Below are 13291 nucleotides of genomic sequence, written 5' to 3'. Positions count from 1 at the left end.
CGCCATCATGCCGTGGTCGGCACGTTGCGGCGGGTCTTCGGGAACCTGGCGCGCCGTGTTTCGCTATGCCAGGTCGGATTCCGCGTCGACGTCGGCGTACTGACGGACACCGGTCTGCAGTGCCTTGCGCATCAGCTCCGGCTGGTGCTCGTAGGGAGCGGTCGAGTCGATGAAGCGCTGGACGACCTCCACGAAACGGTCCGGGTGGTCACCGTGCGGCATGTGGCCGGACTCCTCGAAGATTTCCAGGCGCGAGCCGGGGATCTGTTCGTGGGCCACCCGGGCGTGGTGGGCCGGGATGATCAGGTCGTCCTCGCCCCAGATGATCTGGACGGGAAGGTCGTGCATCAGGTAGGTGCGGTCGAGCATGGTGACGTACTGGCCGCGGGTGTCGACGACTGCGCGCAGGGTGCGGGCGAACGCTTCGACGGCGCCGGGTTTGCGCAACCCGCCCACCAGTCGCGGCAGGCTGGCGACGTCACGGGTCAGCCGGGTGGAGCCGGCGACGTGACCGACCGCGCGGCTGACCAGGCCCAGAGCGGGGACCGCGCCGGGCAGTCGCAGCGCCGAGAGCATCTCAGCGCCCATGGGCATCGCCGCGAAGCGCAGGGCCGCGCTCACCTCCGTGGTGACGCCGCCGGCGCTCACCAACACCACCCGCTCGACGAATTGCGGGTACTGGTAAGCGAACTGGGCCGCGAGGCCGCCGCCGAGAGAGTGCCCGACGAGGGTGACCCGGTCGATTTCGAGGGCCGTCAGCAGGTCGCGTAGGCCGTTGGCGAACGCGGCCAGCGAGTAGTCGGCGCGCGGCTTGTCCGATTCGCCGTGGCCCAACATGTCGGGCGCGATGACGGTGAATCGCTGGGCAAGCTTGGCGTGCACCGGTTCCCACGTCGTCGAGCTGTCGCCGACGCCGTGCAGCAGCACGACGACCGGGCCGGACCCGGCGATACGGAAGGCGCGCCGGTGGCCGTGGATGGTGCGGAACTGCAGTGCCGGCGCGGTGACATCCCGTACGGGCCGTAGGTGGCGGCGTGAACGGTTGGTCATTGTCTCGTCCCCTTTGCGTCGTCTCCACCGCCGAGGCGGGGTATTGCGGAGAAGCTTGCCGGGTAGCTCTTGGAAAATTCTTGAAGCTTTCGGGGCGAGGGGCCGCCTGGCTTTGTCGAGCCTGCAGATTTGCAGAGCTCTACTCGCACTTTCGCTGCAGGTTTACAGGCTCGACGGCATGCGGCCGCCGACGCCGGCCGGCGGTGGCTTGGCTTTGTCGAGCCTGCAGATTTGCAGAGCTCTACTCGCACTTTCGCTGCAGGTTTACAGGCTCGACGGCATGCGGCGGCTTATAGGGGCCTACGCGTATAAGAACCCAGTCGCGCTGTGCTGAGCGCCTTGCGGCCCAGCCTGACCCGTGCGAAGTGACGATGCGGCTGGGCCAGCCTGCGAGGGACGCTATCCAACCCTGACCAGGGTGAAGGAGTTGCGCGGGTTGGGGATGCCGCAGGGTGCGGGGCTGCTCAGGAAGTCCACGCCACCCTCGAGCGTGGCCGGGTCCCACCACTGGCGGACGGTTACGGGATGCGCGCCGCCTCCCCATGAGGACCCGTTGTCGCCGAGGAAGTACGACGGACATGTCACGCCGTCAGGGACCGTCCGCGTCACCAGGTGCCGGCCGTCGACCAAGGGGGCAGAGAAACCATGACCGGGGGACGTCGTCACGTGGGCTACGCACTGCGGCGTGCACGTCGTCCTGATGGTCCAGGTGCCCGCTGGGACGGGCCCCTCCATGTAGGCGTAGACGCCTTCGGTGGCGGGGACTTCGGCCCCGGCTGCCGGAGATATGGCGATCAGGGTGCCTGATGATAATGCAATTGCTGCTAGCGGCAAGTTGACGCGCACCGTTTCCCCTCCCGCCACGGCTTCCTTGCCGTTGGACACTATGGCTGAAGGGTATCGGTGAAAGACCAGGTCAGAATATTTTTACAATAGGCTCATAGAAAATTAATATCTGCCGGCGAGCGCGCAGCGGCTCGGCGGTTTCCGATTCAGATCACTATGCGTGAAACTCAGTCGTCGCAGCAGTCGTGTGCCTGCGCACCGGGCGGGACGGCCGTGCTTCGCCTTCGCCCAGCAGGGAACGGATCGATTCGGCTGTCACGTAGGCGGCCAACCCGAAGAAGGAGAACGCGATGATGCGCAAAGCGATTCGTTCGCGCGCTTCGTGGTGGCGGCCGGCGAACTGCCAGGCCACCGCCGCAGCGGAGGACACCTCGATCACCGAGTCGAGCCCGAATCCGATCAGAGCCGTCGAGTCGGCGACTGTGCCGGCCGCGATGGCGACGATCGCCTCAACGACGTTGTAGCTGATCGTCGTGGCTACGAACCACCGGATGCGGCGCGAAAGCACTTGTCGGCGCTCGGCTGTCGTCATTCGCACCCGCAATTGCAGCCGCTGCCGTTGGTGCCTGGGCAGACACAGTCAGGATCGACTGCGAGCACCAGCCCCATCAAGTCGTCGAGCGCCCGGCCGATGCGCTGATCGGCCAGCTCATATCGCATGCGACGGCCTTCAGGGACCGCGACAACGAGACCACATCCCCGTAGGCACGCCAAGTGGTTCGACAGGATCTGGCGGGACACGCCGAGGGCATCGGCCAGCTCGGCCGGATAGCCCGCCTCGCGACTGAGCCGTAGCAGGATCCGCGTTCGAGTGTTGTCAGAGAGCGCGTGACCGAGACGGGCCAAGGCGTCGACGTGGGTTAGCGTCGCCATGCCCGAGATAGTACAGCAAAATCTGTATCAATGGATTCTGTGTCTCCGCGCGGGCTGACTACCACCTGCCAACCACAGCAACCGCACAATGAACCGTTGAACGTTTGCCGCCTTCAGTCGACATGCGAACCTTCGGCCGGCTCTCGCCGGCCGTTACCCACTCAGGGGCAATAAGCCGATTCCGCCGCGCTTACGGCCGCGGTGGCGTCCTGGTAGGTAGCGTTGCTGAATTTCGTCTGGACGACCTGGGCCAGTTGGTCGGGGGTGTAACCCTGGCTGCGGTCAGCGCAAATAGCGTGTCCGAGCGCGATCATCGTGTCTTTGTCACCGGAGAATCCCAGCTTGCCCATCTGGGCCAGATAGGCGTCATCGTCCGCGAGGGCGATGCCGCTACTGAGGGAAAAAGCCGTGGCGACAACGGCAGGGATACACAGCAGGCGTAGTCCGCGAAGCGAAATCACGCTCGCCCTCCTTCTGTCGGGGTGTTTGCTACCAGCAAAGTATGGGCCTCTCGGGGCCGGATCGCGAGGGGAAGAAAAAAGTGCTCAGCCGGCGCATCATCGAGTCGTCTGGGGACTACGCCCCGCGCTGCCAACCCGCATCGATCCGACTGCGGCCTGAGTGGTGGCCGTTCGGATGATGGCTGCGAATCCTGTTGTGCGGCAGAGCTTATGCGGAGTTCGGGTCGGCGACCTGGACATCCGGCGAAATGTCGCCCACGCGCGTCGCGACGAACGGGATGATTATCGGGGCGCACGGCGCCTCCGACTGCGTACTTACTCCCACGAAGGTTCCGTCCGGTTTCACCTGGAATGAGAGTGTCTCGGTGCCCTGCTTCATGGAGTTGTTGCAGGTGAACATCTTCCATCTGGTCGCTAGCCATTGGCCTCGGTTCTCGCGGAACACCAGCGCACCCTCCTCGGGCGGCTGCGGCCACGTCGGGCCGATCGAGGTGTCCCATGCCGTCGCGACGCACCCGGCGGGTGGGCACGCGGAGCGCATCGCGATCACGGTGGAATACGCGCCGGTCGGCTTCGGTACGCCGTCGATCGTCTGCTTACTCCCGTCGAAATCGAACCGGTACATGCCGTCAGCCAAGGCCGAAGCCGAGGCAACGAGAGGGGTGGCCAGGGCGGCCGCCGGTCCCAGAATGGTCGCGGAAATAGCCGCTAGAAGAATGCGACAGATACTCATGGTGGCTGCCTTCGTTCAATTGCGCCCCCACCTGATCGTGTGCTCTGAGGCAAACCAATGCAAGAGGTGCGACCTTCCTTCTCGTATCGTCGGTAGGTGCTGATCGGACTGTTGTTCGCCCTGGCCTGCTCGGTCTGTTACGGAACCGCGTCGGTGTTGCAGGCCGCGGCAGCGCGGTCGGTGGAAGCCGGCAGCGGGTCCGGCGTCGACGCAGTCCTGCTGATGCGTGCCCTGCGGCAGTGGCGCTACCTGGTAGGTGTGGGTCTCGATGGACTCGGTTTCGCGTTCCAGGTGGTGGCGCTGCGCTTGGTGCCGATCTACGTTGTCGCTGCGGCGCTGGCCGCCTCGATCGCGATCACGGCCATCGTGGCCGCGTGGATGCTGTCGGTGCGGCTGTCACGAGCCGAATGGACGGCTGTCGGGGTGGTATGTGCCGGCCTGGCGATGCTCGGCATCGCGGCCGGGCCGGAGGGCGAAGGGCACGGCCCCGAGGGACTGGCGTGGGCGCTGTTGGCCGTCGCCGCACTGGTCTTCATCGCCGGGGCCGCCGCGGGTCGGTTGCCCGACCGTCCGCGCGCACTCGCCCTCGGGCTCAGCGCCGGCACCGGCTTCGGCCTTGTCGAGGTCGGCGTGAACCTGATCGACTCGATCGATATCTCTAGGTGAGCGGCGTGTGGAGTCGACGTCTACGACGGGGCCGCGGCTTGGCGTAGGTCCGTCGTCGTGGCCGGGTTATCTGTAGGAAGTCGTCGACGGTGGTGGGCTGCGCTGTGGCCCCGTTGGTTCTGGTTGGGTCCGGTCCGGCTATGACGGATGCGGTGTCGCCGCAGGGATGCGGGATTCGAGGAGTCGGCTGCGAAGTGCTTCGTTCTCGGTGCGAAGCTGCGCGAGTTGTTCGGTGAGTTCACGGTTGCGGGCGATCGCGGTGGCGAGTTTGGTGCGTAGCGATTCCAGGCTTGCCGCGCGCCCTGTTGCGGCCGTCGCCGTGGTGGTCGTGGTGGTGCGGAGGTTGGTGATGTCGTCGCGTAGTTGGCTGTGCTGGTAGAGGAAGCTGGTCGATACACCGGCGTCGCGGGCGACGTCGACGAAGGTGACGGGCTGACCGGTGTTTCGCAGTCGGGTGATCGCGCGGCGGGCGCGGGCGGTGGCGTCGGTGGTGCGGGCGGCGGCTGCTGCGGTCAGGCGTGCGGTGCGGCGTTCGCGGTCGTCGGCGCTCACTGAGGTTCCTGCGTGGTGTTCGGGTCGATTTCGCTGATCAGTTTGGAGACCTTGTCGAGCATCGCCGTGTTCAATTCGACGGCGGCTGCGTCGCCGCGCTCGTGAGCGTCGGCGGTGAGGCGTTGCAGTTGGTCGCGGTGCGCGATATGGGCGCCGAGGAAGACCCGGCCGCCGGGGTCGTGGAAGGAGCAGTCGAGGCAGGGGTTGGGCCGGAATTCGCAGCGTTGCGCCGTTGGGAGAGTGCAGAATCCGTTGGGCAGCGCGGTGGTGAACCGGGCCCGGAGCCGCTCCACGTCGGCGTCGGTGTTGGTCGTGTCTGTTGCGGCGCTGTTCCAGAATTCACGTGCTTTGCGGGCCAGGGTGTCGTCGGTGATGCGGGCGTATGCCGAGGTCATGGTGTCGCTGTGGTGGCCGAGGAAGTCGCGCACTTCTTGTTGGGTCCAGCCGTTGTTGAGCAGTGTGGTTCCGATGGTGTGCCGGAAGCGGTGCACATCGCCGCCGGAGATCGGCTCGCCGGTGATGGTCGAGGTGGTGATGCCGTGTTCGGTGAACAGTGCGGCGAGGCGGTGCCGCAGGCCGCTGGTCGACCAGGGTTGGGTGCGGCCGGCGGCGGCGTTGGACCGGGCGCCGGGGAATAGGTGCTCGGCGTCGGGGCCGTAGGTGTCGCGCACGCGGGTCTGCTGGTCGAGGACGATGGTTGCGAGGCTGTCCGGGATGGGGAATCGGCGCCAGGCCCGGGTTTTGGGCATCCAATATTCGATCCAGTAGCCCGCGTCGGAGCGGTGCAGGCAGTCGATGGGCAGGGCGACCAGTTCGGAGATGCGGCAGCCTGCCCACCGGGTGGTGGCGATCATCGACCGCAGGGTGGGGTCGGTTGCGGGGTTGTCGACGATCAGCGTGTCGACGCGTTCGATTACGTCCGGCGGGAACGGGCGGGGGCTGCGGGTCTTGCGGTGCACGTTCTCGCCTCGTCGGAGGAACACCGCCGACCCGAGAGCGGGCACGATCTGGGTGTCGTGCAGCGACTCCAGCAGGTAGGCGGCGGTATTGGCCAACCGCGCGTCCGCTTGGGTGTCCGGTCGCCGGGTCCACGCCAGGTAGTCAAGGAAGACCGGCCTGGTCACCGCGGACGGTTCCGGTGATTCGTCGTCGCGGGTGAGGAACCGGGCGAGCTGGCGGGTGGCGCGCACCCACTGGGTCAGCGTGCCCCAGGCCAGGGTGGCGGTGGTGAGCTGCCGGCGTGCGAGTTCTTTGACCGCGTCACGCAGCCACGGCACGGTCACCGTCGACCAGTCCACGGCGGTGTGTGTCGATCCGGATTGGGTGGCGTCGAGAACGAATTCGAATCCGTCTCGCCAGTGCCAGTGGTCGTCGGCCCACGGGTCCGGGTTGGTGGCGCCGTCGAGGAGTCGGAAGAAGCGCCGAATGTAGGGTGCGCACAGGGAGTCGAACGAGCTCGCGTGCGGCCAATGCTGCCGGCACAGCAGAAGCCACTCGCCGGCGGGTCGCTCGGTGAGGGAGTCGGTGATCCGGCCGTCGGCGGTGTCGATGAGCACCATCAAGAAGCGGCGGAGGCTGGTGTTGGGGGTCCAGTCGCCGCGGCGCACCTTGGTGGCGACGACGAACCGGATCTCATCGGCCGCGATCTGCGGTAGCCGCCGGAAGTCGACGATCTGGGCCGAGAGGTGGCCGCGCGGGGCGCCGACGGGTTGGGCTTCGAAGGTTGCCCATGCGGTGAAGTCGGCGGGCTGGCCGGCGCGGAACCATTGGAAGTAGTGCGCGTAGCACAATCCGCGCCGCTCGGCGCCTGCGGAGTGGGGGCCGCCCAGCCAGTACCGCTCGCTGTTGCATGCGTCGACGGCGCAGGGGTCCGCCGCCTGGCGGCGGCGGTCTCCGGCCGGTTCGACCACCTGCCACGTCGGCTGACACCACGGCCCGTCGGGTACCCGTAGCGGCGAACGGCGGCCTCTGCGCGTGGAGTCAGGGTGGGAATCAATGTTTCTCATGGCCTGCCTCGCGCTGCGGTGGCGCCCACACCAGCTGCTCGGTGCGGCGCAATCGGTCTGCCAGATCGTCGCTGGCGAGGTGGATGTAGACGTCGGCGCTGGCGGCGTGCGACTGGCCAAGCCGGGCAGCGATCTCAGCCGACGTCCATCCGGCCTTGGCCAGCGCAGTTGCGTGGGTATGGCGCAGCATGTGTGGGTGCAGCCCGTCAAGGCCCGCTACGGAGCCGATGTGCTCGATGATCTGGTAGGCGTTCGAGTACGACAGCGGCCCGCCGACCGGGGGCCGGGACAGGTTGACGAACACGTAATCGCTGTCCAGGTCGGAGATCTCACTGAGGAGGTAAGCGGCGTACAGGTCGAAGAACCGGCGGGGCGCGGCCACCGCGAATTGCGCTCGCTGCTTTGACAGCGCCCCGTTGGCGTTGTCCTCCCGGCGGCACACCTGCACTCGCTTGCGCATCGGGTCCAGGTCGGCGTGCCGTAGGCCTAACGCCTGCCCGACCCGCAGGCCCAGGTCATAGAGCGCGGAGAGCAGCAGCCGGTCGCGGTGGGTCGACGCCGCCGCCAGCAACGTCGCGAAGTCGGCCTCGAAGTCGATCAGCTGCACGGTCTCTGCCGGCTGCTTGCCCGGCCGGGTCAACCGGGAGACCGCGCTGGGGTGGCGTTGCTCGATGTGGGCCAGGAAGCTGTGTGCCCGGCGCGGGAGCCGCGACGGGTTGCGGGTCAACACCAGATCCTGCGGTCCGCGGCCTTCGACGCGGTGGAACTCGTAGAACTCGCGCACGGCCGCGCTCACCGCTTTGACCGTTCCCGGCGCCCGGCTACCGGACCGGGTCGGCAGCGGGGGCAAACCGGCCGACAGCGCCCCCACGAAATCACACAGTGCGTCGAATACTACGGCGTCCCAGTCGATTCCGCGTGCGCCCAGCCACCGGTAGAACAAGCTCAGGTGGCGCGCATACGAGCGGACGGTGTTCTGCGACCGGCCGATCGCACGCAGCCAGTGCAGGAACTGCTCGACCTCCCCGACCGGTAGGCCTGAAGCGTCTACGACCGTCCACGACGCCCGTCCGTGGATGGTCACCGGTGCCGCCTTCACTCGGCATCCCGGGTTTCCTCGGGGCGCCGGGGCCGCACCTGGATGTCGGGCCGCAGGTCTTCCTGCGGTTGGCGGGCCGGCATCGGCGCGGCTGCGGCGGTGTCGGCAGGAAGTGCCCCGGGCAGCCACTTCATGTCGCGCTTGCGCCACGTCGCGTATTGGGCCTGCACCTTGGCCATCGGAACCTCGAAGCGGTCCCAGTCGACGCCCGGCGCGCTGACCCAGATCCGGCGGATATGGGTGTCGGTGACGATGTCGTAGTCCCAGGTCAGCTCGCAATGGGTGGGATCGCCGATCAGGCCCAGGGTCGCCGAATCCTGGGTGAAGAACGCGGTCCGCCGCGGGGTGGTCGGTTCCATCTCGTTGTGGTGGATCATCATGTGCGTCTTGCCGCGGCTGTTGATCTCGGGCCAGCGGTAGGGCTTGACGACCGTGTGTCCGGGTGGATGCATGCCGCGGGTGCTCAGCCACACATCGGTGCCCGCCGCGACGGCGGCCGCAACATATGTGCCGCGCCCGAGCCCTTGCATCACGGTTCGCAGATGTGCGGAGTGCCGGGCCGACAAGGCGTTCCAGTCATCGACGGCGGCCAGCAGCATCGCCCCCACCCCGACCGCCACCTGGTTGAGCAGCCGTCGGGCCTCCTTGCGGGAGACCGGACGGTCGGGTGTGTTGGGTTGATCCATCGGAGCTGTCACGACCCCGCCTTTCAGCCGAAAACCTTGCATAGAATCGTGCGGACCGGGGTAAAGTTTGAGGCCGGAAGACACGCCGATCGCATACGGAGCAGCCGGTCTGCAGGCGTCACGGGCTGGAGTTGCGCTATCGTCACACCAGCCACACACGCCCCACGTCCGTTAGTGGGCGTGAACTGGGAAAACGCAGATCAAACGGTGTTTCTGCGCGAATTCGCGGCGGCGGCGGGCTAGTGTCGAAAGACAGCACCGAGACGGTTGGGGAGGCGATCTGTGACGGCACCGGACCCGTACGACGACGCGGCGAACAGCGTGATGGTGCAGTTGACCCGGTTGTCGCGTGGGTGGTCGAAAAAGCGCCTGGCCGACGAGGCCGGGGTGTCGGCCTCGCACGTCAGCAGGGTCGAGGCGGGGCTGCTGCCCCTGGCAGGGAAGGCCTTGCTCGACTACGCGCAGGCCATGGAATGCCGCCCGGAAGCGCTGTGCGTGCCCTTCACCCGGTCCCCGGCCCAGGGCAGCCACTTCCGGGCCAACCTGAGTGCGGCCGAGTGGAAGCGTGACCGCGTGTGGGCGCGCGCGAATCTTGTCGCGATGCGGATCGGCCGCCTGGTGTCCCGCGCCGACATCAACCCCAAGCTTGCGCTTCCCGATCTCGACCCGGCCGACTACGCCTCCGAGCTCGGAGAGATCACCGTCGCCCAGGTTCTGCGCCGCCTGTGGCGCGTCGCCGGCCCGATCCGCTCGATGACCGAATTGCTCGAAGCCGCAGGGGTGTTCGTTGTGGTCGATGGTTTCCTCGACGACGAGATCGACGCGGTGACCCTGCGAGCAAGCGAGTATCACCCGCACCTGGTGTACGTCAACGCGGCCCGGCCGCCCGACCGCATGCGGATGACGCTGGCCCACGAACTCGGCCACCTGGTCATGGATGCGATGACGCTGGTCAGCCCCGCCGAGGCCGAGCGGCGGGCCAACAGTTTCGCCGCCGAGTTCCTCGCCCCCATCGCCGACATCGGCTTTGACTTGGACCGCGTGTCAGTGCGGGCCGTGCATGAACTCGATGAGCTGCGCCTCACCTGGGGTGTGAGCGCGTCGTCGCTGGTCGTGCGGGCCCGCGAGCGAGGTGTGCTCTCCGACTACCAGTACCGCTCGATGTTCCGGCTGCTCAACGAGACCGGCCGCATGTATGGCCCCCGCCCCGGCGTGGCCGAGGAGATGCCCCGTCTCGTCGGCGACGTACTCGGCCAACTCGCGGCCGGCGGCTACACCGCCAGTGAACTCGACGACATTACGCTGCTCACCGGCGCGCAACGCGGCGCGCTCTTCGGCGTAAGCGACAGGCCCGGCGCCCGGCACCTCACGATGGTCTAAACACCGGGCGCGATCGTGGGCTGGAATCGCACCCCGGTCCGCGACGAGCAGTGGAAAGCGCCGGTCCACTGGACCAAGCAGGGGCAAGCCCTTGAGCAGGACCACGCCGCAGGCGGCCGCCGATGCCGTGTGGTGAACGACAGTGGTGGTGCGCTCGGACGGGTCGTCCTGCGGCGCAGATACCTGCGTATCTACGCCGAACTGCGGTGGCAGACCAACAACAAAGAATGCAGCACGTACCTCTGCCAGGTATCAGGCAAGAGCCGAAGCGCAAACCTGGCGGCCGCCTGGCGGCGAGCGCACAGTCTCGGCCTGACCGCTGCCGGCCGTGACGCAAAGGCGTGATAAGTCATCGGCAAACACCACACCTTGCTGACCTCCTCGCCTGGCTGGTTACGCGATGGATGATGCCGGTGGTCAACGCGATATCGCGGAGGCGGCTACTTCGGCCACCGGATCATGGTCCCGGCCTGGCTGTGCCAGTGGTTTGGTGCGCCCGGCCCGGACACCGTTGGCGATGACGACGATTTCGGCGAGTTCGTGCACCGCGACGACCGCGGCCAGGCCGAGCACACCGGTGAGGGCGAGCGGGATGAGCACTGCGATCAATCCCAGTGAGAGGCCGACGTTTTGGAGCATGATGCGCCGGGCTCGCCGCGCGTGGGCCAGGGCCTGGGTGAGGTGGCGCAGGTCTTCACCCATGAGGGCGACGTCGGCGGTTTCGATGGCCACGTCGGTGCCCATCGCACCCATCGCGATCCCCAAATCGGCGGTGGCCAGAGCGGGGGCGTCATTGACGCCATCACCGACCATGGCCGTCGAGGAGCGTTGGCGCAGTTGACCGATCAGCGCCGCCTTGTCTTCGGGCCGCAGATCGGCATGCACCGTATCGATCCCCACCTGGCGGGCCAGGGCTTGGGCGGTCGCTTGGTTGTCGCCGGTGAGCATGGCGACCTGATAGCCGCCGCGGCGCAGGTGTTCGACGACCTGGGCGGCTTCGGGCCGCAGTTCGTCGCGCACCGCGACCGCCCCAATGACCTGACCGTTGTCTTCGACCAGCACGGCGGTGGCGCCGGCGGCCTGCATGGCCGCGACGTGTTCGGACAAGGGTCCGGGGTCGAGCCAGCCGGGGCGCCCGAGCCGTAGCCGGTGGCCGTCACGGTGGCCGAGCAGTCCGGCCCCGGTCACCGCCTCCACATCCTCAGCTGGTTGGACCGGCCCCTCGGTGGCGGCGAGAATCGCTGCAGCCAGCGGGTGTTCGCTGCGGGCCTCCAACGCCGCCGCCACATCTAACACGTGGTCGCGGCTGTTGCCGTTGGTGGTGGCGACGTCGATGACGGTGGGCTGGTTGGCGGTCAGGGTGCCGGTCTTGTCTAGCGCGACGGTGCGCACCGCGCCGAGGGCTTCCAGCGCGGCGCCGCCTTTGACGAGGACGCCGAGCTTGGAGGCGGCGCCGATCGCGGCGACGACGGTGACCGGCACCGAGATGGCCAGCGCGCACGGGGAGGCGGCCACCAGCACGACCAGGGCACGTTCAATCCACACCAGCGGATCACCCAACACGGAACCGATGGCGGCGATCAGCGCGGCCGCGACCATGATCGCCGGAACAAGCGGTTTGGCGATGCGGTCGGCCAGGCGCTGGCTGGCGCCCTTGCGGGACTGCTCAGCCTCCACGATCGCCACGATGCGGGCCAACGAGTTATCAGCAGCGCTGGAGGTGACCTCGACTTCGAGCACCCCGGTGCCGTTGATCGATCCGGCGAACACATCACTGCCGGGTCCGGCCTCCACCGGAACGGATTCGCCGGTGATGGCCGAGACATCCAGTGCGGTGCGCCCCGAGGTGATGGTGCCGTCGGTCGCGACCCGTTCGCCGGGCTTGACCAGCATCCGGTCACCGACCCGCAACTCCGCTGGCGGGATGGTGATTTCGGCGCCGTCGCGCAGGACGGTGGCCTCGTCGGGCACCAGCGCCAACAACGCGCGCAGTCCCCGGCGGGTCCGGGCCAGTGAGTATTCTTCGAGGCCCTCGCTGATGGAGAACAGGAACGCCAGCATGGCGGCTTCGCCGACCTCGCCGAGGATCACCGCGCCGATGGCAGCGATCGTCATCAGCGTGCCGACCCCGATCTTGCCTTGCGCTAACCGGCGCAGCGTCGAGGGTACGAACGTGTAGGCCCCGATCGCCAACGCCAGCGCATACAGGCCGATTTCGACCACATGGGGGCCGCCGGACCAGCCGACCGCATAGCCGGCCAGCAGCACCACCCCCGCGGCTGCGGCCGCGCGTAGTTCGGTGATCTCCCAGAGCCGTTCGGGTTCCTGCTCGCCTTCGTTGCGGTCGTCGCTGCCGCAGCCGCACGCCTCGCTCATCGCGCTACCTTCCGTTCAGTCGGGTGGCCGTAGTTGGGGCACAAGGCGACGGCGTTGCCGGTCGCCTCCAACACCGCCTCGGCCTCGCGAAACATGTCCAGCAGTTCCGGCCGGGCCAGCCGATACACCGAGGCGCGGCCCTGGGGCCGGAAATCCACCAGCCCACAGTCGCGCAGGCACGCCAGATGCGACGACACCGTCGATTGCGCCAATCCCAACTCACCGGTCAGATCCACCACCCGAGCCTCACCACCAGCTAGGCGGCGGGCGATCGCCAACCGGGTGGGATCGGACAGACTGTGAAACAACGCCACCGCCCCCGCCAACTCGTCGCGCGATGCACTCGGCGGCGCAGCACCCATACTTTTCATCGACATATCGCGATGATAGCCTACAACCTAGATTGATCGGAATTAGTCGATGACAGCGCTTGCGATTGATGAAGGCTGAGGTGGCGCGGTGAAGCTCAACACCATCGAACGGGCAGCGATGAACAACCCGATTCGGGCTGCCCATCAACACCATCGGGAAGCCGCATGGTTTCGCCGCCTCGCCGGTGGCGA

At 67.5% G+C, this 13291-nt stretch carries 14 protein-coding genes and 2 pseudogenes; 4 read left to right on the top strand and 12 right to left on the bottom strand.

The features are described 5' to 3' along the window. Positions 1-63 precede the first annotated feature (63 nt). The 6 genes and pseudogenes from QXH22_RS21400 to QXH22_RS21375 form a co-directional block, all read right to left on the bottom strand. A complete protein-coding gene (locus QXH22_RS21400; RefSeq protein WP_306245239.1) occupies positions 64-1050 on the bottom strand; it encodes an alpha/beta fold hydrolase in 987 nt (328 codons plus the stop codon). Between the two features lie 399 nt (positions 1051-1449). Next, positions 1450-1935 (bottom strand): hypothetical protein, encoded by a 486-nt coding sequence (locus QXH22_RS21395; RefSeq protein ID WP_306276950.1) that lies wholly within the window; start codon positions 1933-1935, stop codon positions 1450-1452. A gap of 166 nt (positions 1936-2101) precedes the next feature. Beyond that, positions 2102-2428 (bottom strand): annotated as a pseudogene (locus QXH22_RS21390) (hypothetical protein); the annotation flags it as partial. Beyond that, positions 2425-2769 (bottom strand): helix-turn-helix transcriptional regulator, encoded by a 345-nt coding sequence (locus QXH22_RS21385; protein ID WP_306245235.1) that lies wholly within the window; start codon positions 2767-2769, stop codon positions 2425-2427. The pseudogene QXH22_RS21390 and the gene QXH22_RS21385, both read right to left, overlap by 4 nt. 161 nt (positions 2770-2930) lie before the next feature. Continuing rightward, a complete protein-coding gene (locus QXH22_RS21380; protein ID WP_371934307.1) occupies positions 2931-3206 on the bottom strand; it encodes a DUF732 domain-containing protein in 276 nt (91 codons plus the stop codon). 232 nt (positions 3207-3438) lie between these two features. Then, positions 3439-3963 (bottom strand): hypothetical protein, encoded by a 525-nt coding sequence (locus tag QXH22_RS21375; protein ID WP_306245231.1) that lies wholly within the window; start codon positions 3961-3963, stop codon positions 3439-3441. Positions 3964-4059: 96 nt separating this feature from the next. Between QXH22_RS21375 and QXH22_RS21370 the strand changes: the two genes are divergently transcribed. Further along, positions 4060-4629, top strand: a complete 570-nt coding sequence (locus tag QXH22_RS21370) for a hypothetical protein (RefSeq protein WP_306276949.1) — start codon at positions 4060-4062, stop codon at positions 4627-4629. Positions 4630-4767: 138 nt separating this feature from the next. On the opposite strand, the gene QXH22_RS21365 is transcribed toward QXH22_RS21370, so the two are convergent. From QXH22_RS21365 to QXH22_RS21350, 4 genes are all read right to left on the bottom strand, one after another. Further along, positions 4768-5181: a DUF6262 family protein gene (locus QXH22_RS21365; RefSeq protein WP_016895229.1), complete on the bottom strand. Its 414-nt coding sequence runs from the start codon at positions 5179-5181 to the stop codon at positions 4768-4770. Then, positions 5178-7091 (bottom strand): tyrosine-type recombinase/integrase, encoded by a 1914-nt coding sequence (locus tag QXH22_RS21360; protein ID WP_016895228.1) that lies wholly within the window; start codon positions 7089-7091, stop codon positions 5178-5180. Before QXH22_RS21360 ends, QXH22_RS21365 begins: the two co-directional genes overlap by 4 nt. A gap of 82 nt (positions 7092-7173) precedes the next feature. Next, positions 7174-8271, bottom strand: coding sequence for a tyrosine-type recombinase/integrase (locus tag QXH22_RS21355; protein ID WP_231752584.1), 1098 nt, complete (start codon positions 8269-8271; stop codon positions 7174-7176). An 11-nt stretch (positions 8272-8282) separates the two neighbouring features. Next, positions 8283-8984 (bottom strand): hypothetical protein, encoded by a 702-nt coding sequence (locus tag QXH22_RS21350; RefSeq protein WP_231752585.1) that lies wholly within the window; start codon positions 8982-8984, stop codon positions 8283-8285. A gap of 270 nt (positions 8985-9254) precedes the next feature. On the opposite strand from QXH22_RS21350, the gene QXH22_RS21345 reads away from it, so the two are divergent. Together QXH22_RS21345 and QXH22_RS21340 are read left to right on the top strand one after the other, a co-directional pair. Further along, positions 9255-10352 carry an XRE family transcriptional regulator gene (locus QXH22_RS21345; RefSeq protein WP_016895225.1) on the top strand — a complete coding sequence of 366 codons (1098 nt, stop codon included), beginning with the start codon at positions 9255-9257 and terminating at the stop codon, positions 10350-10352. A gap of 15 nt (positions 10353-10367) precedes the next feature. Further along, positions 10368-10697, top strand: a complete 330-nt coding sequence (locus QXH22_RS21340; RefSeq protein ID WP_016895224.1) for a hypothetical protein — start codon at positions 10368-10370, stop codon at positions 10695-10697. 72 nt (positions 10698-10769) lie between these two features. Here QXH22_RS21340 and QXH22_RS21335 read toward each other — a convergent pair whose 3' ends face one another. Together QXH22_RS21335 and QXH22_RS21330 are read right to left on the bottom strand one after the other, a co-directional pair. Next, a complete protein-coding gene (locus QXH22_RS21335; RefSeq protein ID WP_016895223.1) occupies positions 10770-12728 on the bottom strand; it encodes a cation-translocating P-type ATPase in 1959 nt (652 codons plus the stop codon). Further along, complete coding sequence (locus QXH22_RS21330; RefSeq protein WP_082658790.1) at positions 12725-13105, bottom strand: metalloregulator ArsR/SmtB family transcription factor; 381 nt, start codon at positions 13103-13105, stop codon at positions 12725-12727. The genes QXH22_RS21335 and QXH22_RS21330 overlap by 4 nt, the downstream gene beginning before the upstream one ends. A gap of 82 nt (positions 13106-13187) precedes the next feature. Between QXH22_RS21330 and QXH22_RS21325 the strand changes: the two are divergent. Next, positions 13188-13291: pseudogene (locus QXH22_RS21325) on the top strand (methyltransferase type 11); the annotation flags it as partial.

Source organism: Mycobacterium sp. TY814, assembly GCF_030755175.1.
Lineage (GTDB): Bacteria > Actinomycetota > Actinomycetes > Mycobacteriales > Mycobacteriaceae > Mycobacterium.
Note: the sequence above shows the minus strand (reverse complement) of the source record. Positions and strands in the feature narration are given on the sequence as shown.